At 44.6% G+C, this 26,473-nt stretch carries 11 protein-coding genes; 5 read left to right on the top strand and 6 right to left on the bottom strand.

Annotated elements, in window-relative coordinates; genetic code table 11:
- Window positions 1-27 precede the first annotated feature (27 nt).
- Window positions 28-945 carry a cell division protein ZipA gene (gene zipA / locus HGO23_RS07175; RefSeq protein ID WP_416778653.1) on the bottom strand — a complete coding sequence of 306 codons (918 nt, stop codon included), beginning with the start codon at window positions 943-945 and terminating at the stop codon, window positions 28-30.
- A 223-nt stretch (window positions 946-1,168) separates the two neighbouring features.
- Here zipA and cysZ point away from each other — a divergent pair, with 223 nt between their 5' ends.
- From cysZ to crr, 5 genes are all read left to right on the top strand, one after another.
- On the top strand, window positions 1,169-1,948 hold the full coding sequence (cysZ, locus tag HGO23_RS07170) for a sulfate transporter CysZ (protein WP_209028417.1): 780 nt from the start codon (window positions 1,169-1,171) through the stop codon (window positions 1,946-1,948).
- A 181-nt stretch (window positions 1,949-2,129) separates the two neighbouring features.
- Window positions 2,130-3,083, top strand: coding sequence for a cysteine synthase A (gene cysK / locus HGO23_RS07165; protein WP_209028416.1), 954 nt, complete (start codon window positions 2,130-2,132; stop codon window positions 3,081-3,083).
- Window positions 3,084-3,551: 468 nt separating this feature from the next.
- Window positions 3,552-3,809 carry a phosphocarrier protein Hpr gene (gene ptsH / locus HGO23_RS07160; protein ID WP_038262654.1) on the top strand — a complete coding sequence of 86 codons (258 nt, stop codon included), beginning with the start codon at window positions 3,552-3,554 and terminating at the stop codon, window positions 3,807-3,809.
- 133 nt (window positions 3,810-3,942) lie between these two features.
- Window positions 3,943-5,670: a phosphoenolpyruvate-protein phosphotransferase PtsI gene (ptsI, locus tag HGO23_RS07155; RefSeq protein WP_209028415.1), complete on the top strand. Its 1,728-nt coding sequence runs from the start codon at window positions 3,943-3,945 to the stop codon at window positions 5,668-5,670.
- A gap of 65 nt (window positions 5,671-5,735) precedes the next feature.
- The gene (gene crr / locus HGO23_RS07150) at window positions 5,736-6,245 is read left to right on the top strand and encodes a PTS glucose transporter subunit IIA (protein WP_099136254.1); all 510 of its coding nucleotides are present in this window, start codon (window positions 5,736-5,738) and stop codon (window positions 6,243-6,245) included.
- A 126-nt stretch (window positions 6,246-6,371) separates the two neighbouring features.
- On the opposite strand, the gene HGO23_RS07145 is transcribed toward crr, so the two are convergent.
- From HGO23_RS07145 to HGO23_RS07125, 5 genes are all read right to left on the bottom strand, one after another.
- Window positions 6,372-7,223 carry a 3-hydroxyacyl-CoA dehydrogenase family protein gene (locus HGO23_RS07145; RefSeq protein WP_099136255.1) on the bottom strand — a complete coding sequence of 284 codons (852 nt, stop codon included), beginning with the start codon at window positions 7,221-7,223 and terminating at the stop codon, window positions 6,372-6,374.
- 64 nt (window positions 7,224-7,287) lie between these two features.
- Window positions 7,288-8,019, bottom strand: a complete 732-nt coding sequence (locus HGO23_RS07140; protein ID WP_099136256.1) for a GNAT family N-acetyltransferase — start codon at window positions 8,017-8,019, stop codon at window positions 7,288-7,290.
- Between the two features lie 73 nt (window positions 8,020-8,092).
- On the bottom strand, window positions 8,093-13,165 hold the full coding sequence (locus tag HGO23_RS07135) for a beta-ketoacyl synthase N-terminal-like domain-containing protein (protein ID WP_209028414.1): 5,073 nt from the start codon (window positions 13,163-13,165) through the stop codon (window positions 8,093-8,095).
- Window positions 13,162-19,761, bottom strand: a complete 6,600-nt coding sequence (locus HGO23_RS07130) for an AMP-binding protein (protein ID WP_244967915.1) — start codon at window positions 19,759-19,761, stop codon at window positions 13,162-13,164. Before HGO23_RS07130 ends, HGO23_RS07135 begins: the two co-directional genes overlap by 4 nt.
- Window positions 19,751-26,461 carry a non-ribosomal peptide synthetase gene (locus tag HGO23_RS07125; protein ID WP_209028413.1) on the bottom strand — a complete coding sequence of 2,237 codons (6,711 nt, stop codon included), beginning with the start codon at window positions 26,459-26,461 and terminating at the stop codon, window positions 19,751-19,753. Before HGO23_RS07125 ends, HGO23_RS07130 begins: the two co-directional genes overlap by 11 nt.
- Window positions 26,462-26,473: the final 12 nt, after the last annotated feature.

Genomic DNA, 26,473 nt, shown 5'->3' with positions numbered 1-26,473 from the left:
GCGGGGGCTTAATACTAAAAAGAGGATTTATTCTTGGGCGCTGAGTGTATCACGAATACGTGCCTTATAAGATTCGATCATTTGCGGTGTAAGCATTTTACGCTCGGCATCTAACACCACACCACCCACATCAGAAGCAATACGCTGCGCTGCCTGTAACATCAGTTTGAAATTCTGATTAGAATCACCATATGAAGGTACGAGCATAAACATTGAGATCCCCGGAGTGCTGAAATCTACCATATGTTCTGGATCAAATGACCCCGGCTTAACCATATTAGCCAAACTGAACAGTACCGCACCACTACCCGATGGATTTAAGTGACGATGGAAGATATTCATATCACCAAACCGGAAACCTGATTGCAAAATGCTCTGAAGCAGTACTTCGCCATTTAGTTCCTGACCATGATGGGCAGCTACATGTAATACCAACACGGTTTCTTTTTTAGTTTGCTCAGTTTCAGCTTTCGTTGCATTTTCCAACTTTGACTGCTCTTGAACAGCTTCCGTTTCCGCACCTTCTGCACTATTTTTCTCAACAGATTCAAACAGGCCAAGTTGTGATTCTTTCTGGCTTTCATCAATAGCTTTCACCTTTGCCACAGATGTTTCAGGTTGCTGCTTTGAAAGTAAAGGATCAACTCCATCATCAGATGTTACTTCTGATAAATCAGGTGAATCGCGCTCAATAACCGACTCTTCACGATGTTCATGACGAGACTTAACTGGCTCCTGAACACGTGATTTTGACGAATTATCAAACAGTTCATCGCCATCATTATCCTCTAATAACTCTTCCCGACGCTCCTGTTTATGAGGTTTCACTGGGCGATCACGAAAGAGTGACGAACGCTCTTTACGGCTGGTCCACAACCCATGTAATAGCAAAGCTATTATGGCTATCGCACCAACAACGATTAATATCAGACGCAAATCCTGCATCATTGCTGTCTCTGTTGTTTAAATTAATTGCCACCACGGCGGAATATTCTTTAGATAAGAGTATTTGTCAAATAGCACAAGTGCAAGCCTCTACAGACTTTTCTTATCATAAAGAGAGGTATCTCCTGTTTTTCCGAGTGTTTTTCACACACAAAACTACTGGTCAGTGGAAAATCCTGCCTATATCATACCGTCTCAATCCTCTAAGAGAGAATAAGAAAATATGACGAATTCGAAAAAATTGCCAAAACATTTAGGCGGATTTCATTATATTGTACAAGGTTGGCATTTAATAACCCGCCCTGGCATCAAGAGATTCGTTCTATTGCCTCTACTGGCTAATATCTTACTATTCGGCAGCTCTTTCTGGTGGTTATACCAAAGGCTGGATGGCTGGATACAATGGGCGCTCAATAAAGTACCAGATTGGATGCAATGGCTCAGTTATTTGTTGTGGCCACTGGCTGTTATTTCTGTGCTACTGATTTTCACCTACCTTTTCAGCACATTAGCGAATTTTATTGCTTCTCCGTTTAACGGATTATTAGCAGAAAAATTAGAATCTCAGTTGACGGGTATCCCTGCGCCGGACACAGGTGTTCTTGACCTAATAAAAGATACGCCCCGCATTCTGAAACGCGAAATAGTCAAAATTCTCTACTATATTCCGCGCGCTATCGCCCTCTTATTGTTGTACTTTATTCCGGGTATCGGGCAGACTGTGGCTCCGGTTATCTGGTTTATTTTCAGTGCATGGATGCTGGCTATCCAATACTGTGATTACCCGTTTGATAACCACAAAATCAGCTTTGCCAATATGCGTAATACCCTACGACAAGACAAAATTGACAATCTCCAGTTTGGGGCCGCAGTCAGTATATTAACCATGATCCCAATCATTAATCTGTTTATTATTCCTGTTGCCGTCTGTGGCGCTACCGCTATGTGGGTTGACCATTATCGCACTCAGCATGTTCTGAACAACCATTCTCCTCATCAATAATTACTAATATAAAAATGAACAGGAATAACGAAATAGAATAAAAATACAGGGGAGTAATACAATAAATTACTAAATATTCTTTTATATAATAAGAATAGATTTAAACTTTATTTCCATTAATAAGATGTTCGCGTATGGTTAATTAATCAGAATTTAAGAGTATCTTAGGGGCAATCGGACAATGAGCAAAATTTATGAAGATAATTCGTTAACCATCGGTCACACTCCACTTGTACGCTTAAAAAATTTCGGGAATGGTCACATTCTGGCAAAAATAGAGTCTCGTAATCCAAGTTTCAGTGTGAAATGCCGTATTGGCGCCAACATGATTTGGGATGCAGAGAAACGTGGCATTCTGACAAAAGGCAAAGAGCTTATCGAGCCAACCAGTGGTAATACAGGTATTGCACTTGCTTATGTCTCAGCAGCCCGCGGTTATAAACTGACATTAACAATGCCGGAAACCATGAGTTTAGAACGTCGTAAGCTGTTAAGAGCACTGGGCGCTAACTTAGTGTTGACCGAAGGTGCTAAAGGCATGAAAGGGGCTATCGATAAAGCGAATGAGATCCATGACAACGCGCCGGAGCGTTATGTCCTGCTACAACAGTTCAGTAATCCAGCAAACCCTAAAATTCACGAAAAAACCACCGGACCAGAAATTTGGGAAGATACCGATGGTGATGTCGATGTTTTTGTCGCTGGCGTAGGTACAGGAGGCACGATTACTGGCGTTGCCCGTTATCTGAAAAATACGCAGGGCAAACAGGTAACTATTGTTGCCGTAGAGCCGGAAGATTCGCCTGTGATCAGCCAAAAACTTGCTGGCGAAGAACTTAAACCAGGCCCACACAAAATTCAGGGGATTGGTGCAGGTTTTATCCCTGATAACCTGGATTTAACATTAGTTGACTGTGTGTTTAAAATCAGTAATGAAGAAGCGATTAAAATTGCTCGCGAACTCACTGAAAAAGAAGGAATTCTTTCCGGTATATCTTCAGGTGCTGCCGTTGCCGCTGCTATCAAATTATCTCAGGAAGACGAATACAAAGATAAAAATATTGTTGTCATCCTACCTTCTTCTGCTGAACGTTACCTGAGCACAGCACTGTTTGCTGATTTGGTCACTGACTAATTTATCACCTCATTATTTTTCAATTTTATTGATAAAAAAGCACCGCGAGGGTGCTTTTTTGTGCATCAGATCAAAGTTTAAAACTTTCCTAGATGATTTATTCAAGTAGCTTTAGTATTTAACCAGTAATTATTTTGATGCACGAAATTAATCGCAGACAACCACAAAGAACCCTGTTTGGTTTTAGCTCATTATTCGGTTGGTGTGTGTTAACATTCAATCAACAATTGAATGGCATCAAGTGTGTTAATTTTTTGATAATGATTTAATACACTTTATACCCAATAAATTTCGAGTTGTATCAAGGTTGCAAATGAATGCCGCCAAAGAAACAACTTGAAAGAAAAAAGGTACATATCATTATCAGTTTAACGGTTGTACAAGTCAGAAATAATCCAGCTAAAGTCTAAACTAGCTTTAGCATTCTCTTGGCTTATCAACGAAAATTTAAGTTATTGAGGAAATACTATGTTCCAGCAAGAAGTTACTATTACTGCACCAAATGGCCTTCACACCCGCCCTGCTGCACAGTTCGTCAAAGAAGCAAAGGGTTTTTCTTCTGATATCACTCTTACTTCCGGCGGTAAATCAGCCAGTGCGAAAAGTCTGTTTAAGTTGCAAACGCTGGGACTGACTCAAGGAACTGTTGTAACAATCTCTGCTGAAGGTGAAGATGAGCAACAAGCTGTTGAACATTTAGTTAAACTGATGGGTGAATTGGAATAATCATCCGTTTGTAAAACCAGTCTATTTCATATCATCCAATTCTATCCCCAGAAAAACAAAATCTGGGGATATTTAGAGCCTGCCCTCTGAAGGCGCAATGAAATATAATCACCCGCAGTTAAGGTCATATAATATGATTTCAGGCATCTTAGTATCACCAGGTATTGCTTTCGGTAAAGCATTATTACTGAAAGAAGATCCCATTATTATCAATCACAAAAAAATCATTCCTGAACAAGTCGAACAAGAGATCTCACGCTTTAAACAAGGGCGCGACAAAGCCTCTGCTCAATTAGAAATCATTAGAAATACAGCAGAAAAAAATTTGGGGGCAGAAAAAGCCGAAATCTTCGAAGGCCACATCATGTTGCTGGAAGATGAAGAACTGGAGCAGGAAATCATTACCCTGATAAAGAAAAATCTGACTACAGCAGATGCCGCTATTTATTCAGTGATCGAAGATCAGGCCAAGGCACTGGAAGAACTGGATGATGAATATTTGAAAGAGCGTGCTGCCGATGTTCGTGATATTGGTAAACGCCTGCTGAAAAATATTCTGGGTATGCCGATTATTGACTTAGGCTCTATCACAAAAGAAGTTATTCTGGTTGCCAATGATTTAACACCTTCAGAAACCGCACAACTTAATCTGGATAAAGTACTGGGTTTCATTACTGACTTAGGTGGCCGCACCTCTCATACCTCAATCATGGCACGTTCGTTGGAATTACCCGCAATTGTAGGAACAACTAACGCCACAACCCAAATAAAAAATGGCAGTTACCTTATCTTAGATGCTGTCAATAATCACATCTACATAGACCCATCTGACGCTGAAATTGAACAACTAAAAAAAACCAAAAGTGAATATTTGTCAGAAAAAGCAGAGCTGGCAAAACTGAAAGATCTGCCTGCTATCACGTTGGATGGTCATCAAGTGGAAGTTTGCGCCAATATCGGTACAGTCCGCGATATTGCGGGTGCAGAGCGTAACGGTGCAGAAGGCGTAGGTTTATACCGCACTGAATTCTTGTTTATGGATCGTGATTCTCTGCCGACTGAAGAAGAGCAGTTTGAAGCCTATAAAGCAGTCGCAGAAACTGTTGTTAATCAATCGGTTATTATCCGTACTATGGATATCGGTGGTGATAAAGATCTGCCTTACATGAACCTGCCCAAAGAAGAGAACCCATTCCTTGGCTGGCGTGCAATCCGAATTTGCCTTGATCGTAAAGAAATCTTACATTCTCAATTGCGTGCTATTCTGCGAGCTTCCGCATTTGGTAAACTCCGCATCATGTTCCCTATGATTATTTCAGTTGAGGAAATCCGGGAGCTGAAAGCAGAACTGATGTTGCTCAAAGATCAATTACGCAATGAAAATAAGGCGTTTGATGAATCAATTGAAGTCGGCATCATGGTAGAAACGCCTGCTGCTGCAACCATTGCTAAACATCTTGCAAAAGAAGTTGACTTTTTTAGTATTGGGACAAACGATCTAACTCAGTATACTCTTGCGGTAGACCGTGGTAATGAGCTGATCTCTCATCTTTATAACCCAATGTCACCAGCAGTGTTGAGTCTTATCAAACAAGTTATTGACGCCTCACACGCAGAAGGTAAATGGACGGGCATGTGTGGAGAGCTGGCTGGAGATGAACGCGCTACACTATTGCTCTTAGGCATGGGATTGGATGAATTCAGTATGAGTGCAATATCAATTCCAAGTATTAAGAAAATCATCCGTAATGCAAATTACGATGATGCAAAAGCACTGGCAGAGCAAGCATTGACTCAGCCGACCGCACAGGAATTGATGGAGTTGGTTGACACTTTCATCAGAGAAAAAACTCTCTGCTAAATACGTTAACCAAAATAGCACGTTAGCCAGAATACGGTTCCATTAAAACAATTAGGAGAAGATTTATGGGTCTGCTTGATAAACTGAAATCTTTGGTTTCAGATGATAAGAAAAACAGCGGCAGTATTGAAATTATCGCCCCGTTATCAGGTGAGATAGTTAATATCGAAGATGTTCCAGATGTTGTTTTTGCTGAAAAAATTGTAGGTGATGGTATCGCCATTAAACCTACAGGCAATAAGATTGTCTCTCCTGTTGATGGAACCATTGGTAAAATCTTCGAAACTAATCACGCTTTTTCTATCGAATCCGATAGTGGGATAGAACTGTTCGTTCATTTCGGTATTGATACCGTTGAACTGAAAGGCGAAGGCTTTAAACGTATTGCCGAAGAAGGTCAGCGTGTGCAAAAAGGCGATCTGGTTTTAGAATTTGATTTGGCATTTCTGGAGGAAAGAGCTAAATCAACCTTGACTCCTGTTGTTATTTCTAACATGGATGAAATCAAAGAGTTATCTAAACTGAATGGTGCTGTGACCGTCGGTGAATCTGTCATCATGCGCATCAAAAAGTAACAACGCCATTGATGAGTTGTATGTGAATCGCCTCTGTTTTATCGGGTTAAGCAATAACGATATCTGATAAAACAGGGCGGTTTTTTATGGGTAAACAAAAAGCTTTTTTATAGATAAACAAAAAACCTAGTACGTATAAAAACCCTTACCTGTTTTACGCCCTAAATGCCCCGCATCAACCATTGTCCGCATCAACGGGCAAACACGGTACTTCGGATCCTGAAACATTTGATAGAGCACCTCAAGAGAATTAACGACGGTGTCAATACCGATCAAATCGGCGGTTTCCAATGGCCCCATTTTATGGCCGAAACAGCCTTTAAATATTGCGTCCACATCCGCTGGCTGAGCGATACCATCTTGTATCGTAAATGCAGCCTCATTCATGAATAAATGGGAAATTCGATTAGAAACAAAACCAGGGCCATCTTTTACCACAACCGCATTCTTACCCAGTTTTTCCAGGATCTGCAAACATCGTTCCTGAGTCTGCTCTGCGGTATTAAAACCAATAATCACCTCAACAGTAGGCTTTAAATACACTGGATTCATAAAATGCACCCCAATCACCTGCGACGGTACACGATGGAACGAACCCAGTTTTGTGATGGGAATGCAGGAAGTATTCGCCGCCAGTACCGCATGGGGAGCAATAAATTCGGCCATACTCGCATATAGTGCTTGTTTTAAGGCAATATTCTCGGTGATATTTTCGACGATAAACTCGCAATCGGACACCACAGATAAATCCTGCGACCAGACGATGTTTTGTACTATTGTTTCAGGCGTTTTTCCTTTCGCGAGCGGGCTGAACAGTGGTGCATAAGCCGCGGTTTCCGTAATACTCTCTCTGCTTTTCTCACAAGAAAGCGCATCTTTTTCGATAACAACAACATCATGCCCCCGCAACGCACAGTCGAAGGCAAGGCTGGAGCCGATATTACCGCCGCCAACCACAGCTATTTTAAGTTTTGACATAGTGACTATTTCTTATCGGGTTTAAGAAGGATTATGAGCAATGAAACTCAGGTTGCCGCTTTACTCAATTAGTTGAATCAGGAGAGACCAGCTCCCACTGCCCAAACAGCGTCAAACCGACTGCTTTTGCCAACGCCGAAGACGCAAGATTATCGATCTGGCATCGGTACTGGGGTTCATACCCTTGGGCATAAGCATGTTTACTGATTGCACGCACCACTTTTCTGGCATGGCCTTTACCTCTGAAAGCTTCTAAGGTCAGTACTCCCATATCGGCAATTTGCGCATTATCCCACGGGTACATGCTGGCAGCGCTGATCAGACGGTCTTGGTCAAAAACGCCAAATACTGCCCAGTGATCCAGTTCGACATAAGCACCATCCAAATCTTGCTCCGAAGCGGAAGATTGGAACTCAGAGAAGAGATCTTTATCTTTCTTTTCCGTTAGCTGGCGCAGTGTACTATCCGAATTTTCCTGCAATAACTTACGCTTTTCTTCTTCTGAAAAATAAAAAATATAATCTGCACCGTGCAAAGTAATGTCTGCCGCATTTAATTTCTGGCGAAAGATCGATTCAGACATCTTTTCTTGATGATAAAGCCCCGCTTTTTCGGCCAGTTCTGGAGTTATAACCGCCATAACCCGCCCATCCGTGGTTTCCAATACCATCACACGATCATCTTCTGCCAGATTAGCATTGGTAACGAGAGTAAAAACATTATCACTATAAATAATATCTCCATTTAGTAACGGAGCTTGCCAAAAATCAGTTATTGCTTTTGAAAATAAGGGCATATTTCTTACTCGCTTGAGTTAGGGTCATGCTGGTGATCTTCCAGAGAAGCAGAAAAAATTCATTTTTCACTCCCTAAAAATTAAACTCTGAATCGATATCCTGATCGTTCGTCTGTGCGAACAACTCCGGCGCATATCCATAATTGAGGCTTTTAAGCAGTTCTTGTATTTCCTCTTCAGGATTGGTGATAACTTCATCTATCAACACAAAGAAATAATCAAATATCGCTCTGGCAATGGTTTCGCTGAACATCTGTTGGCGAAGCTGTATCGTACAATTAAAAGACTCTATAGTTTCAGATACATCCATTGCTAAATCGAACTTGACTGCTTCTAATGTCAGTTCAAGCCGAGAAAATTTGCTTTCTCCATTCACATCATCATTTCTGTCAACTCCACTCAGGCTCAAAGGCAGGTAACCGAACACCACATCGAACAGTGGATGTTTACCCTGACGATTTTGAATTTGCTGTTCAGTGCTGAGATCTTCCAGTAATGCACTCATCGGATAAGTTTGGTAAGGCACACTTTCAGCCCATTGAGCGTTAAGTTGCAGCAAGTAATCCGCCATCGGCAGATCGGCCTCCGGCTCAATCTTTAAAGCCAGCATGTTGACAAGATAACCGACCAGCTTCAGCTCTTCTGGTTGTATACGCCCGGTGACCGGAACACCAAGCAAGAAAGCGTCGGCACGGGCAATTTTTGCAATCAAAACACCAAATACCCCAAGGAAGAATGCAAAGGGAGATAAACCAAGCTCATCGCATAACTGTCTAATTTCCGTGCTGGTGTGTGAGGAGAGATCTTTCTCCAGCGTGATACCTTGCTCTCTTTCTGTATCAGTATGCCAGTCATAGCCTTCAGCTACAGGTAACGACAACGGAGCAGGCAGAGGTAACAGATTGGCAAGCCAATAGGCTTTCTCTTTCCTCACTTTATCTTCGCTTTCAGACTCTTGCCTGTAGCGCCTATAAGCAGCAAAACTATATTCCGGAGCCGGGAGTGATAATCCTTGCAACAAACGTTGAAAATCATCAGCAAGGACCCCTAAAGAAACAGCATCACAGACAATGTGATGAACAACGATAAGCACCTGATGGAATGGTGAATCATCTGACCCCGTGAGTATCATGGCCCGAATAGGTAAATCGGTATGCAGGTCGAAAGGCAAATTAGCGAATTGTGCCAGACGGGCAGAATTCTCTGCTTGATCCTCCCCTGCCTCAGATACCGATAATCCTACTTTGGCATCACGCTGAGGTAACATCATCAAATCGGCTCCCTGACGCTGAAACAGGCACTTCAAAACAGGATGTCTGTCAGCAACTTGTTCCAGCGCTTCCGCAATAGAAGACGCACTGATCGAACCGGGACACCGAAAAGCCATTGGCATGTTATAGCTACCATTGGCAAATGTGATTTGATGTATATACAGTAAATCCTGATCTGCGCTGGCAACGATCGGTTTATATAAATCAATCGGTTCGTATGAATCAGTGCGGGACAGAGTCGTCGGAGAATGTTGCTGTTCACTGAGAAACTGCCGTTCAATTTCACGGATGGTAGGTTGAGCAAAAAAATCTTGAATGGCTATCCGTTTTCCGATCTGTTTATACACTTTTTCTGCCATCACGATAGTCTTTAAGCTATCACCACCCAACGCCATAAATTTATCATCAATACCAATGCCATCAATGCCGAGGATCTGACTCCATATTACGGCAATTTCCTTTTGCATCTCGTTTGCCGGCGGCTGATAAGCAGACTGCAAAGTTTTTGGTCTGGGTTTTAATCTGATGTTGCTGGCTGGTTGTGATTTACCGTTACCATTACTATTGGCAATTCGCCTTCCTCCCCAAGTATACAGCCTGTCTATAAACTGTCCCGCCGAGAAAATTTTCTGATTTTCACAATCATATTCACGCAAACTACGTTCAAACAGAGCAGGGAATTCAGCGCCAGAAAAGGCAACTTCATTACTTCCCCAGGTATGTTCTTCTGCTGAACGAGACTGCTCATCAAAATGTACCGTTTCCCAGTTCACAACAACCCAGCGGGGATTTTGTGGTTGTCGGTTTTGTCTCTGCCCCCAGCCGTCCAGAAACAAATTTGCTGCCGCATAGGGTGCATGAGCAATACCACCGAAAAACACCGACATAGAAGAGGTTACAAAGCAGTATTCAACCGGAATACTTTCGAACACTTTGCCAAGTACCGTAACAACCTGAGCTTTGGGTTTAAGTTGTGTGCCGTAATGTTCAGCATTGAGTTTAACTAACGGAGAGAACGACTCCCCATCAGTTACACCTGCTGCATGAATGACGGCGTAAATATCCCCCAGGCGATGACGAATAGATTCAAACAGAGCCAGCGCATTTTCTTCACTTTCCAGGGCATACGGGAAAATCTCTACCGCAGTCGCACCGGCTTTTTTTAATTCCATCTGCCAATCCTGCATTGCAGCCGTATCGGCGGGCTGGCGACTGATCAATGCCAGTCGTCCCTGAAAACGTTGGGCAATAACTTTTGCCATCGCTCTGGCCATTTTTCCGCCAGCCCCCGTGATCACATAGGTTTTCTCCATGAAGTGGGATTCGTCCACCACTTCATTTTCTTCCACATCCGGGCAACGAAAATCCTCAACGAACAGGCCTTCGCGATTTAGTTTCAGGGGGCCATGAATTGGTGATTGTAGTAATTGATTTAATGTGGCAGGCACCCAGTCAGCATCTGGGTCCTGCACACTTAAGAATGCGCATTCAACACCGGGTATCTCTTGCGGCAACACTAAAGCCAGCGCTTTTAGTACTGACTCTGTTAAAACAGACTCCGCGGAACATTCGCCTTTGGCTGTCACAGCCGGCACAATCAAGTAAATATGTACTGAGTTAAACGCAGAGAACTCATTCTCCGCCAAAACATTACCCAATTCAGCCAGTATTTGCAGAGAGGCCGGCGAAAAAGAAAATCCATCCGCAGGGAATAGCAATGACAACATCAAAGCCCGATTCTTTTGCAAATCACGCGAGAGTCCGGTCAGTGCATTTCTGACTTGCTCAGGAGACAACATATTCAGGCTGAACGCCTCAATCTGGCTTTTATCCACCCAGGCATTTACTGGCAATGCCTGATCAATCAGTATTACCGAATGAGGTGTTTCTTCCTGCACTGTTTTTTCTTGTACTGCTGTTTTCGGTAAACGAATTGCTTTTGGTAAACGAATCGCTTTCCAGAATGGCAGTAACAAACCCGGCATATTTCTGGACAAACTATTCCCGCCCGTCGCAGCAATCACACCGGCAATCTGCTCCCAACTTTTGTCTGTAATATGTCCTGCGCCATGATCTTCACGCATAAAGGCATATCCGGGAACATCAAGAAGCGGTTGTCCATCAAAAGAAGGGAAAAGCCATTTTGCCGGTTCTTTTTCCTGACCAGACACCCAACTAGTGATAGCAGCCAACACTTCTGTATGCTTTTCTGATGGTACGGTGCTCTTTTCCAAAAATTGAGGGATCAGGATTGACTCATCATCTTCTTCCAGTTCCAAATACATTTTAATTTGCTGCATTAAGGCAAATTTCGAATCGGCGGCAAACATGATCCGGCACGAAAAATGATGCCGTTTGTTTAAAGTGTGGGATAACGCAGGGAGATCCAGATAAGATTGCGTTACCAACCAGTGAGATACTGACTCCAATTGCAGTGCCAGCGATGCCTTATTTTTCGCAGAGAAGGGAAAATAATAGACCTGGGATCGCATATCGCCATTATTCGCCTTTTCAGGCATGGAATTATCAGAGGGAGAAATATATTGCTGCAACACGATATGCGCATTGGTTCCACCAATACCAAAACTACTCACACCACCGGTGCGTAATTTCCCTTGTTCAGATGACCACGGTTCAGCACGGGTATTGATATAAAACGGTGCTTGCTCAAATCCCAATTGTGGATTAGGAGATTGGAAATGCAGCATAGGTGGGATCACACCATATCTGATGGCCATCACCATCTTGATAAAACCTGCTATACCGGCAGCGGAATCCAAATGCCCAATATTGGTTTTGACCGAACCGAGAGCACATTTATTTAGTCTGGTCGGTGGAATGGTTGCCTTACCAGAAGGGCGGTCTTCATTGAATACTTCACATAACGCCATAAATTCAATGCTGTCACCTAACGAAGTTGCCGTTCCGTGACACTCAATAAAATCCAAATCCGCTGCATCTACTTCTGCCAGCTGCAAAGCAGTACGGATCACATCTGCTTGCCCCTTAACACTAGGCGCTGTATAGCCGACTTTACGGGCACCATCATTATTAATAGCTGAACCTCTCAGGATCGCCCAGATAGGATCGTTATCTGCAATAGCATCCGCGGCTCGCCGCAATACGACAGCTCCCAAACCACTGCCAAATACGCTGCCGGTTGCTTCTGCATCAAAGGCTCTGGTCTTTCCATCTTTTGAAAACAACATCCCGTCCTGATAGATATACCCATTTTGTTGCGGTAACAACAGGCTAACTCCGCCTGCCACCGCGAAATCACACTCACCACTTAACAAACTCTGTACAGCCTGATGCACACTCACCAAACTGGTTGAACAAGCTGTCTGGAGGGTAAAACTGGGGCCTTCCAATCCCAGTTTCCAGGAAATCAGTGTACTCATGGCGTCTTTGTTGGCTAACTGAGAGGCAAGAAAACCACCAACATTTTCAACCTGCTCAGATAACATCACCTGCATTGTCCACTGTACTGTGCTGCGTGCCCCCAGAAACAACCCGATATTGCGTCCCCGTTTGTCCGGGTCAATACCGGCATTTTCCAGAGCATGCCAGACACATTGCATCATCAAACGGGTTTGCGGATCTAACAGTGCAGCCTCTGCCTGACTATATCCAAAAAACTCAGCATCAAAATAGTTAGCACCTTCCAGCACGCCATTAACCGGAACAAAATCTTTATTGCCTATTTTTTTGCTATCGTGCCCGGCCTGAAGCAATTCTCCTTCAGTAAAGCGGGAGATGCCATCCATCCCCATCAATAGATTGCGCCAAAATTCAGTACAGTTTTCTGCTCCCGGAAACTGACCTGATAAACCAACAACCGCGATATCCAAATCTTCTCTTATACTTACACTCATGATCCCTTACCTTGTTCCGAGTCTATAAAGTCATCAGGAGATAATCGTTGAATGAATTCAACATGATTACCGCTTCGACGATGGATAGAAGCCTGCCCTTGCAGTTGTTGCATAAGCTCATCAGTATCTGTGCTGTCCGCATCGTCAGAAAAGAACATCTCAATGGGAATAGACGTTAATGACAGCGTCAGTATTCGCTCATGGAATGTCCTGCTTTCCAGTAATTGGTGCTGCAATAAATAATGACGCCACTCTTGATAGAGCGCAGGGAAGGTTTGCCGTAATGTTTCGACATCAGTATTCGCATTAATCTCAATACGTTCTCCGGCCGACTGATTAATTTCACAGAAGAAATCAACAAACCCTGCATACAATGCACGACCATCAAATGCGTCCGTTTTAAGATTCGGGTCGAAAAAAAACAGTTTGTCTATGCTTTGTAATAATGTGTTTTTCAACCAATTATTTTGTGACGACGTTGCATGTTGTAACGTTGCATATTGTAACAATGCAGCCAACATTTCAGCGCCGAGGGAATATCCTCCTAACCACAATGGCCGTGATGGAGAGTTTGCCTGTGTTTCAATTAGTAATTGCAAAGCATTAAATAGCGCTGTTTTAAACGCCGGCTCTGACAGGTTTTCAACCATATTCGGCTGCGTCGTCAAAACAGAGACAGTCACCCGACCTGCCAGATTATTTGCCAACGTCTGTAACTCTACCAATCCCCCCATTGCCGGTGGTAACAAGAGCAATTTGGGAAGAGCAGGTTCATCTATATTCAGATATTTTTCACTGAATATGGCATCAACATTTCCATTGAACGCCTGCCTTGCTTTAATCAAAGACCACTGTTCACCAACCGTTGCATTACGGAATACATCAACAGGGCTGAATGTCACACCAAACAAATTTTCTAACTGACTGGCCAAACGCACGGCGCTCAACGATGAGCCAGATATCAGGAAGAAATCGGAATTCAGTGTCAGTGTTCCTTTATAACTCAGGCAATTCCTCCAGCAACCCATTAATTTTTGCAGCGTCTCTTCCGTTATCAGGTCTTGCTGTGTCTGCTGCTGATGTTCAAACCACTCCTGAAACAACTGCACAATCCGTTGCCTGTCCATCTTGCCTATTCCTGTGCGTGGCAGGCTCTTTACCATAAATATTACCGAAGGCAGATGGGAACGCGGGTAATGACGTGCCAGATACTGTTGTAATCCAGACTGAATATTTTCTTTTCCTTCAACCGCCAGTATCAAACAGGCTTCCGGAGTTCCAGAGAACGCTACGGCTGCCCCCGCCGCCAGTACCCCTGGATACTGCCTTGCCCGATTTTCCAGTTCACCCAGACCAATAAAATTGCCGCGTACCTTACAACTGTCATCCATGCGTCCTTTGAGATAAAACAAACCATTTTTATCCACCATCGCCAAATCACCGGTACGAAAGAACCCCCCCTGTTCATCCCGCCCAAATTTGCGGTCAGTCTGGAGAGGATCATTCAAATAGCTATGATGTTCAAAATCTCCATAGATCAGCAATTCGCCCCACTGACCAGCCCGGAGCCGGGCACCATTTTGATCAACCACAGCAAAAGCAACATGGTCAAAGGGTTTGCCGATAGAGAGTGTTGCGCCTGCTGCCAAGCAGGCACAATTTACCATCGAAACGGAAATACAGGTTTCTGTTGGGCCATAACCATTCCAAATCTGCGTGCGTTCGAGCAAATTATTGATATCTGAGGTGAACAAGAAATCGCCACCGCTGATGCAAATCTTGGGTAAAGGCGCCAAATCCGGCATACGGTTCCAAGCGGCGAAAAGCGCTGGAGTTGCAGAAATAATATCAGGGCGATAACGGGTTAAAAGTGCTTTTGCTTTATGTTCATCCAGCAAGCTGTAACGGTCCATCACAACACTTGTTCCTTGTAGTGCCCAAGACAATAAAACTTCTTTCAGATAACCGTCAAAACTGGGCGAAAGCTGTTGGATTACGCGTAATCCTTGTTGCTCTGTTGGCAATGCTGGCTGCAAACCCGATCTATGCAAACTAGATGTATTCAATCCCAATGTATTGATAAGAGAATCCACATACTGTGCGACGGTGTTCACAGAGACACAGATGCCTTTTGGTCGGCTGGTTGTGCCAGAACTGTACAGTATCCATGCAACCGGGTTATCACCGCGGGATTTAACACTATGAAAATTACGCCAATCCACCGTCACGGTACTGAGGTCAGCATCTATACCTGAATTGACAATCGCTGAATTCACAATCAGATCGGGTGCCGCATGGCAAATAACTTCATTGATGCGCTCTTCCGGTGTCCCGACCTCTAATGCCAGATAAGTTGTGCGTGTCAGAAAACAAGCCGCCAGAAATGCCTGCATCTGGCTTCCCGTACGCCCAATAATAAGTGCCCGCCGGATCGCACTATAGTTTAACTGTTGTACATAAGTGGCTGTTAATGTCGCAAACGTCTGCCAAGTAACAATACTGGCATCTTCAATAACAGCAGGGCGATCTCCCAATGTCTGGAATGCAGTCAGCAGCATATTATCAATGGAAGTATATGATGTACGCCGTTGTATCGGCCGGAACGCTTTCTGCGTCTCTTTATCGGACACGATCAATTCATTAATCTGCAAGGTGGCAGGATTATGATGCAGAATTTTTTGAAAAATTGCCTGATAACTGGTTACAAGCGCCGCTATTTGTGCATCAGTGAAGACATCAGAGTGAGATTCCAGAACCAACCGATAACCTTGCGCAGTATAGACGACAGAAAGATTAATCGCCTCATCGGCCTGCTTCGATAAATTATCCTCGTCCGGTGTTTCATTGATTATTTTTTCGGAATCATCCACTAAATCAATGTAGGCATAAGAAACATTCTGCAATGGATTGCTGCCGAACATTCTCGGATCACAACTAAGCAATGCGAAGGCTTCTTCAACAGGGAAAAACAGGTAATCGGCAGTTTGCCACTGTTCATCCGCCAGCTTTTTGATAAATTGCTCAAAGTTATCAACGGACTGATCAAAACGAAACGCACAGGGAGACAAAGAGACAAACATACCTACCGTATTCAGCACATATTTCGGGCGCAACGCATTGGCGACGGAAATAGCAAACAGATTGCTGCGCCCTTCCCGTGCTACAGTAAGCCCCCATACCGCCAGAAAGAACATAGCTGGTGTTATGTTCAATGACTGACTCAATCGTTTTATTTTCTGTTGATGCTCAACCGACAATGCCCAGGAGGTGTACCGCATCTTTCCCCCCACCTCTATAGCGCCATGTCCGAACGGATCAAACTCCAACCCCTCCATGTAATTTTTCCAGAACGTTTCGGCCTGAGCCCAGACAGGATATTGGCGGGCATTCATCTGCGCCATAGCATAACGCCGGTAATCCAGCGTAACTGGAGCCAAAGAGGCATTAACCAATAACTGCTCAAATTCATGCTGGAGAATTTCCAGCGAAGGCTTGTCCATTAAGATATGGTGGACTTGTAGCTGCAAACAGGCGTGTTCTGTATCCACATCCTGTATATAACCTCTCAACAGAGGCCCTTTCTCCAAATCGAAAGGTTGCATCTGTATTTGTAACCATTGGTTTTGGTTATCCACCAGGATCTGGTCAACTGACAGCGACGGTAATGTCTCTGCATAGGGAATACCTTCACTATCGATTCGGTAGCGAGTACGCAAGATATCGTGGCGATCCAGAAAAACCTGTAATGCTGTTTTCACTGCATCAGCAGAAATTTGAGGTGATAGCGGGATTTTCAGCGGCACAACATAAACGAGCAAATCAGGATACAGACGATACTGAGCATAAAGCCGCGCTTCCTGCGCCGATAGTGGCCCGCGTCCATCAGGCGAAAGCGGTGGAGCGGTTTCCAACAGACTCAGAAAATCGTCTGTTGTCACTTTTTTATCAGGGGTATCCCGCGAATCAATCAGTTTGGCCAACATTGCAATGGTGTCGTTTTGGAAAAACGCCTGCAAAGAGACAATCTGGTCAAATTTTTGCTGAATTTCTGCCAGCACTTTCACCGCTCGCAATGAATGCCCACCTAATGCGAAGAAACTTTTGTCCACTGACAACGTATCAGCTTCCAACTCTAAATACCGCCCCCAACAGGCAGCCAGCCATTCTTGCGTCTCTCCACTGGGTCGGACATGCTGCTCAGCAGTCGTTTTTCCCATTAGCTGTTTCAATACCTGCCGATCCAGTTTGCCTGTGCCTGTCAGTGGTAATTCAGATACGAAAGTAATCTGACTTGGCACCATATAAGCTGGCATCCTGCTTAATAATGCTTCCCTGATATTTTGTTCTGTGATCCGGCTTCCATCTGCCACAACGATAAAAAGACCTAAGCGAACATGCCCGCGTTTATCTTCCAGGCCAATTACCGCGGCCTCGGATACCATCGGTAAATCCAGTACCTGCTTTTCAATCGCATCCAGTTCGATGCGGAATCCATTGACTTTTAGCTGACGATCACGTCTCCCCAGGATTTCAAGTTCTCCCTGCGTGTCCCAACAACATAAATCTCCACTACGATAATATTTGCCGGACAACCATTCTGTATTCAGGTTGATAAATGCCTTTGCAGTAAGATCAGGACGATTCAAATACCCCGCCCCTACACCGATACCACCTATCAATAATTCTCCCGCAACCCCAATGGGGCAAGGCTCCAGAGTATCGGGATATACCACGACACATTGATATCCCCCAAGTGGCTTACCGATAGTCATTTTTTGATCATTGCGCTCAATAGGTAAGTAAGTGGTAACAACGCCTGTTTCACTGGGGCCATAGAGATTAAATAACTGGTAATTATTTTTTTGGAACGTCCTCAGACTTTCTCCACCGAAATAAAGTTGTCGCAATGTGGGAATATCCCCTTGCTCCATAATGTTTTCGGCAAATACGGTTGTGGTAAACAGCAGGTCAATCTGCTTTTTCTGCAAAAATTCGACACATTTTTTCGCATCTATGCGTGCCTCTTCCGGCGCCATGATTAATATAATATCCTGTGTCACAACCTGCACACATTCCAGAACGAAATAATCGAACACGTGGTTGGACAGGGAGGCAAATCGGGAACCCGCCGACCTATTCAGAATATGCGTTTCTGCGCTGAGGTTAAGTAGTGCTTTGTGAGTATTAATACTACCTTTCGGTTTTCCTTCACTGCCAGAGGTCATGACCACAAACAAATTATCTTCAGGATTAACGCTTTCTCCTCTGGATAACAATTCGGCCAGCAACCGCGGTGACGGTGACGATGATGATAAAGAAGCGGGATGAAAATCCGCTAAAATCACCACCTGACAGCCATGACGACGGAAAAATGCTTCCATCTGATCATTTTCCGGCGGCATCTTCTGCAATAACACAATCTTAGTCTGATGCAGTTCGATCACATCCAATAACTGCTTTTCCGGTGCACTACTTGATTGCAGGCAGAATGGCTTACCAATACGCATACAAGCCATTGCTGCAAGTGTCGTTTCTATGCCTTTCGTTCCTACGATCAGTACACAATCCCCCAGAGCTTCCCATTGTGGGAACTGCGGTAACATCAGTAAGTTCTCTGTGTACTGTGCCAATTGGGAAAAGTTAACGGTTTTATCCGCCACCGCCAAAAATATTGTGTCCGCCCTGTCACGGATCGACACCGTAATCGCCTGCGCCACATTTTGATATTGCAATGTTTGTTCTTGTAGCGCTGGCGCAGACAAAGCGCGTATTCTCGCTTGCTCTTGTTCCGGTATCCAGGACATTGATGCCAGCGGTGCAACCGGCTCAAATACCATATTGCTCAACAAGCAAATCACTCGTTTCATCAACAACGTAATCAGTTCTGGTGCCACTCTTCGTGGATCAAACCGCATATGTAACACGCTTTCTTCCGGCTGTGCTTGCAGCCAGATATTCAATGGCCAATTATTTAATGAACAGTGCGTTGTATTCTGCCCCTCAGAAGCCAGATACATAAAAGGCGGTAAGGTTTCCGAATAGCCCACCAAAATTTCCGGCAACGATGGCATAACAGACGACACCATTTGTGGCGGTACGGCCGACACTAATGCAGCAACCTGCTTCCAGCGGATAAGCTCTTCACCAAACAGACGTTTTACCGGTTGCTCTATTTCCTTTTCTGTCAGATACCATTTAGCCGGAATAAAATATCCAGCTTCTTCCATTGATGAGGAATTACCCGTTAAATCACTGCCCCCAAGTACCCACGTCAAGCTGCCTTCGGATTCATGACAATGCAGAAATGCAAGATAATTAATACTGGCGGAAAATAGTGATAAGCGATGCAGTGGAGAAGCGGAAGCCATAGTGAAAATTCTATCATTCAGTTTTTCCGGCAAAGCCAAAGAAGTGATGACAAATTCCGTATCCGTCTCCGCTACAGCTTGCGCCAGCACAAAAAAAGGACAATCTTGATATTCTGTCTTCAACTGTTGGTTAACATACTCTTTTATTGCTTGTTTTCTTGCGTTTAGCGCAATAGGGTCATTGATGAACATCTCATAACTTCCTGCTTTATTTTTTTCATCCGGCATTTTTCGTTTCACCTGCATTTAACGCATTTTGCAAAATCGAGTTAAACAACGCTTCCCAAGTTTCCACATGATTTGATTCCAGACGATTCGCTGTCCCGAATGAGAGCGCTTCCAGATGCACAGCAAAACCTGCTGTGTGTTCCGCAATTTCGCATGTCAGGTTCCAATGTGATTGCCCATCTAAAACATTGGATGTTTCCAACTGACGGCAGGGAATGCCACAGATACGACCATCAAACCCCTCTTTCTGGAAGTAGCCGAAAAACGTTGTGGGTAGCAATGCTTGTCTGGATAGAGTTGGATACAACATCGATAATTCTTCAGCATCAAACAGTTCGGTATCAAACAGTTCAGTAGCAAACAAATAATGCTGACAGGCTTCCCGAACTACCCTGCTTACCATTGCAAAATCTTCGAGACTGTTGCCTTCACTTTGCAATTTCACCCGCACAGGCAGAATCGTCATCAAAGGCGCAATAACTGTCTGTTGCTCCAACCGATCACGACCGTGAAATATGGTGGAGATAAGCTGTTCCGTCTGTGAATTGCCGGAATATTCCAGATAGGATTTAAAGCGTAAAAATAGTGTCATAAAGAATTCGGGCATACTGATCTTCAAACCCGAAGTGAGCCTTTCAATCTGCGCTTTTTGTTTAGCATCGACCCTTATCAGACAAGAACCAGTTACAGTTTTCCCATCAGCAACATAAGCAGAGGGCTGCCAACCCTGTAACTTCGTTTGCCAAAAATCGGCATGTTGTTGTCGCAGAGCCGCAAATTCGCCGCTGTAGAACAATGCGGAATAAGCCGCCAAACTGACACCTGAATAAACCGTATGACTTCCGGCAGCCAATTCATTAAGTATTTGCATCAAACCTGAACCATCAATACAGGCATGGGAAAAATCCAATAATAAGATCGGGTTTGACTCGGTCATCAGCCATCGACCCCGAACATTCATCCCATCCTCCAGTGAAAACGGACGGACAAAATCACGCAGATCTTCTTCCAGCGAGCCGAGGCTTTGACGCTTTTCCAACCGGAATACAAAACGTTTGGCCGACTGTAAATAAAGCTCGCCATCAACCAGCATGAATCGCGCACTCAATCCCATATGGCGGGAAAACACCGATTGCAACAAACTACGCAATAGCTTGAGATCAGGTTCAGTTTCAAATGACAGAGCAATGAAGCTATTGTTGTTCAAATCCTGAGGATTGAGTTTTAGCGCTTTATAAATGGCTTTCTGTGTCGGCAATGCCCGAACCCACTCTACAGCAGACGATTCAGTTAATGACCCTGTAGATAAAGCAGGTGAAGATAAAGCGGATGAAAATAAATGTGTCATCTCACCCTGATTTCTTCCCGCAATTTCAGTCTCACTCAGCTTCGCGTCAATCAGTTCGGCTTGTGAAGCAAGATCCAGATGACTGACTATCGAACTTAACAGCAACGAAACACCAAATTCTTGTTGTATCCGTATCATGAGAGTGACAGCCAGCAATGAATGCCCGCCAGCTTCGAAAAAGTGAGACTGGCGGCCAGGCGAATTCACGTTTAGTAACTCAGCCCATAACTGAGCCAATCTCATTTCTGTTTCCGTACAAGGCGGTTCGACTTCCGCTGTCTGCATTATGGGTAGATCGGAAGGAGCAGGTAATACTTTACGATCGAGCTTACCGTTTGTGGTTAGCGGAAATGCATCTAACCAAATAATATGAGACGGGATCATAAATGCGGGCAAACAGGTCTGTAGATGCCGTTTCAAAGCCTGATTCAGCACGGTTGAGGAAGTATCGGTTAAATCAGAACAAGAGCCGGTAACATACGCGACCAGACGAGCATCTCCGGGGATATCCTCCCGCACTATCACAACACACTCTTTCACGCTATGGTGTGATAACAGCGCAGCTTCGATCTCTTCTGGTTCAATGCGTAAGCCACGTAATTTGACCTGAAAATCATTGCGCCCCAAATATTCAATATCACCATCAGGTAGATAACGGGCTAAATCACCAGTACGATACATAATACAGTCTGGCTCAAGGCTGAAAGGATCTCTGATGAATTTTTCCGCTGTTAGTTCAGGCTGATTCAGGTATCCACGTGCTACTCCGATACCTGCAATATACAGTTCCCCTGCCACACCAACCGATGTTGGTTGACCATAATCATCCAAAATATAGAGTTGAATATTGTCAATTGGCTTACCAATGGGAATAACGCTTTTCTCAGTTAAGTCTTTTATTTTTCCCAAACGGCAATGCCATGCCGTCACATCGATTGCAGCTTCGGTCGGCCCATACAAGTTATGTAATTCAACATCGGCAAACCGTTCGTGAAACCGCAATAAACTGCGGGCCGGCAAGGCTTCACCACTGCAAAATACCCGTCTGACACAAGCTCCGATTTCTGGGGCGGCATGTTCCAAAAAAATAGACAACATTGACGGTACAAAGTGGAGCGTTGTTATCTTCCGCTGACAAATCAAAGCGCTTAAATAGAGGGGATCTTTATGGCCTTCTGGTTTCGCCACAACCAAACGAGCACCATACATTAACGGCCAGAAAAACTCCCAGACAGAAACATCAAAGCTGAAAGGTGTTTTTTGCAGAACGGCATCATCTGCACTCAACTGATACGTTTTCTGCATCCACACTAAGCGATTGACAACGCCACGGTGTTCATTCATTACGCCTTTCGGCTTTCCGGTCGATCCTGACGTATAGATCACATAGGCCAGATGAGATGATGTCAGGCCAATACTTGCTGTAGGTAAATCATCACGGCTTTGGGCAGACCACTTAAACACATCTTCGTTTAGGTCGATCACACAGACTTCTGTATTTGCAGCATAGTCAACCAATAAGGCACTTATTTCTGGCGAAATTTCTCTCTGTGATAACAGTGCACAGGGAGCGGCATCGTGCAACATGTAATCAAGCCTTTCTCTTGGATAGCCGGGATCGAGAGGGACATAAGCTCCCCCTGCTTTCAGTATCGCCAGCAATGCAACTACCATTTCAATGCTGCGTTCCATGCAGACGCCGACCAGCATATCCGGGCCAACCTTAAGCTCAGTTCGAAGATAGTGAGCCAGTTGGTTGGCTCTTTGGTTTAGTTGTGCATAACTCAGTGCCTGATCGACAAATTCCACAGCAATGGCATCTGGCGTTCGCTGAACCTGCGCTTCAATCAGGGTATGGAGGCAAACATGACGCGGAAAATCAGCTTCCGTTTGGTTCCATTCACGAATCAATTTATCTTTTTCCTGCGCTGGCAGGGCACTAATGCGACCGATTTTCCGCTCAGGCGTATTTGCCAGCGTTGAAGTGATTTCCCACAGTGCTGTATGCAAATAAGCGCAGATCAATGCAGGATCAATCCCCTGTTCAACCTGTGCATTGATAACAAAATCCAGCTCAAAATCATCAACATTGACTGAAATAGGATAATTCGTCCGCTCCATAATGCCGGAATAGCGGATACCTTCTACGGAGGATGGATTAAGCGCCTGAAATGGCTCTGCCGAAGGAATATTACGAACCTCACTATGACGATAATTCAGCAATGAAGTGAACAGAGGCGTTGTTCCCACAGTTTGTACCGATTTTTGTGCCTGTGCCAACGAAGCCTGTTCATACCTGACCAATTGCATCAAGGTATCCTGCGTTCCCCAAAGGCATTCAAGAACAGGCAAGTTATTCAAACGAATACGGATCGGCAGTGTGTTGATAAACTGTCCCATCGCGTTGACAGAAGCCTCGCCAGCAAACAGTCGTCCCAACAGAACTGTGCCGAACACAACATCATCTTGTCCGGTCAGGCAAGCGATTACCTTAGCCCATGCCAGATGAAAGATCGCTGCAACACTGACACCATGAGTTTTGGCTTGTTGACGTATTTGTTCTCCCAACTCCGCTGACAGTGGTTGCCATGCTTCCGTAATAATCGCCTCGCCCCCTAAGTATTTGTTGATGCCAAACGGGGCTGGAGCAGGTTCATAATCCTGCAATAAATTATCGAAAAAGGCTTTTTGCCCCTCAGCATGAGTTGCATTGAAAAGATCAATCATTGTCTGCCTGAATGATAACGGGGATATCTCATTAAGCGGTGGGGAAATTAACTGAGGTGCAGCCAGCGGAGAGGAAAGCAGTTGGGTTTCTATTTCCTGCTGCATCTTTTCGACTGTCGTATGATCCACCGTCATATGATGAAACAAATGCAGCAATACCCATTCGTCCTGCTTAGCGTCATGAAAATACAGGCAACGCTGCAAGGGCGCTTTGGTCATATCAAAATGCTGCATGGTGGGGTTACAGTACTGTTGCAGCGCAATCTGTAGATCTTCGCAATCTATTGCCCGTTTCAGCTTTTCCCCCACCTCTTCCACCATCAATTCCGCTTCCCGCCAAACCACCTGCACAGGCTGAGAAAGACCGTCATAATGGATACTGACGCGAAACGCATCGTGGCGGGCGATAGTGCAACGTAAGGCATCAAGGTAGGCTTGCAATAAATCTGCATTACGGAAACGGGTAATTTGCCAAAGGATATAAGGATCACCCACCGTATTTGTCAGAGAATAATAGAGCATCCCCTGCTGCAAAGGGCCAAGAGGATAAATATCTTTAATATTGGCAATACCACCGGGAATGGCGGCAGATAACAACTCAATTTCTGCCTGACTCAGCGCTGTCCACGGAACAGGCGTTTCTGTCCCGGCACTTTCCTTTTCAGATATATTCCGCTGTCGTGATCCCTCCTGCAATTGCACGGACAATTCTGACAAGACCGGATACTGATATAAGGTATGGACATCGACCATAAACCCACGGCGACGCAACTCCAGCATCATTTTCATCGTCAACAAAGAGTGCCCGCCTGACTGCAAGAAATGGGAATGTCGCCCGATCTTTTTTATACCAAGCAACTCACGCCACACCTCAGCCACTGTTTTTTCCACCGCATTTTTTGGCGGTTCGATTTCCTGTCGGGCCAGTTCATCGGCAGTAATAACAGGAAATGCTTTGCGGTCAATTTTGCCGCTGGCAGATAACGGAAAGCATTCAACAATGACAATGGCCGCAGGACACATGTAATCCGGTAATTTGTCTTTGATAAACTCCTGAATACGTTCTTTCACACTATCTTGTGTCTGGCGCTGTAAAGCCCGTTCAGAAGCAATGACAAAAGCGATCAAGCGCTTTTCTTCCGTACTTTTCCCCTGAGCAACAACAACAGCATCTCGTACTGCGGGGTGTGTCATCAGTAACGCTTCGATTTCCCCTAATTCGACCCGATGCCCGCGTATTTTGACCTGAAAATCTATTCGCCCCAGTATTTCCAGCAGACCATCTGACCGCCATTGCGCCAGATCGCCTGTCCGGTACATACGTTTGGCCGTTTTACTATCCACAGCGATTTCAGCAGCAACCGTTTTATCAAAAACAGTTTTATTAGAAATAATGTCAACAAACTTAGCAGCCGTTTCCTTCGGACGTTTGTGATACCCGGCTGCCAGTTGGATACCTTCAACACACAGTTCACCCGGCGAGCCATCAACAATAATGTGGTTCTTATCATCTAACAGATAGATTTTCACATTGTCGATGGGTTGTCCGATGGCAGGCAGGGCCGGCCAATTATCTGCGTCTTCCTTTAAGGTATAAGCGGTTACAACATGTGTTTCCGAGGGGCCATAATGGTTATGCAAACGGCAATGGGACAAAGTTTTGAAAAACTGCCGGATGGCGCTGGTGATAACAAGTTGCTCACCAGCCGTCAGCACATCCCTGAGACTTTCAGGATAGTGATCTTCAGCCACCGCAGCGGATGCCAGACTGTTTAATGCCACATAAGGCAGGAATATCCGCTCAATTCGTTGCTCAGATAAAAACGATAACAATGCCAGCGGATCCAACCGTAATTGGTTAGGGATCAGGACTAATTCTCCTCCACTGGACAAAGTGGAAAATATTTCCTGAAAAGAAACATCAAAACTTAACGGAGAAAACTGCAATGTTTTCTGGCTGGTATCATTGTGGCAAATGGCATCATCGGAAATGTCACGTTGATTTTTGAGCTGCCACATTAATAAATTCACCAGCGCCTTGTGGGGCATACAGACACCTTTGGGTTTTCCTGTCGACCCAGAGGTGTAGATAAGGTAAGCGAGGCTGTCAGGAGTGCAGGTTGCCGTTAAATTTTCATCGGTATGATTTGCACTTTCATCACCACGGCAAAAATCATGTTGATCCAGATTGATACATTTAACGGTATCGGGCAGTAAATGGATGAGCTCACCATGAGTAATGACGACGGCAACACCGGAATCATGCAGAATATAAGATTGGCGCTCAGCGGGATAATTGAGATCAACCGGCACATAAGCAGCTCCGGCTTTTAACACACCCAAGACAGCAACAATCATCTCTATGCCACGATCTAAATAGATACCGACCGCAGAAATTTCATCTCCAGAAGCCTGATCCGATTTACCGTCTGCATTGCGACCGGATAAATAATGGCAGCGGAGATAATGAGCCAATCTGTTCGCCCGCCGGTTTAATTCTCCGTAAGTTAACGTCAATTCCCCAAACCGAATAGCTATAGCATCCGGTGTCTGCGTTACTTGCTGCTCAAACAGTTCATGAACAGCATATTTATGGCATGTCGATAACAACGACTTACTACACATAACTCGCTTCCT

It is taken from the genome of Xenorhabdus budapestensis (genome assembly GCF_017743015.1).
Taxonomy (GTDB): Bacteria; Pseudomonadota; Gammaproteobacteria; order Enterobacterales; family Enterobacteriaceae; genus Xenorhabdus; species Xenorhabdus budapestensis.
This window is presented reverse-complemented; position numbering and strand designations above follow the sequence as displayed.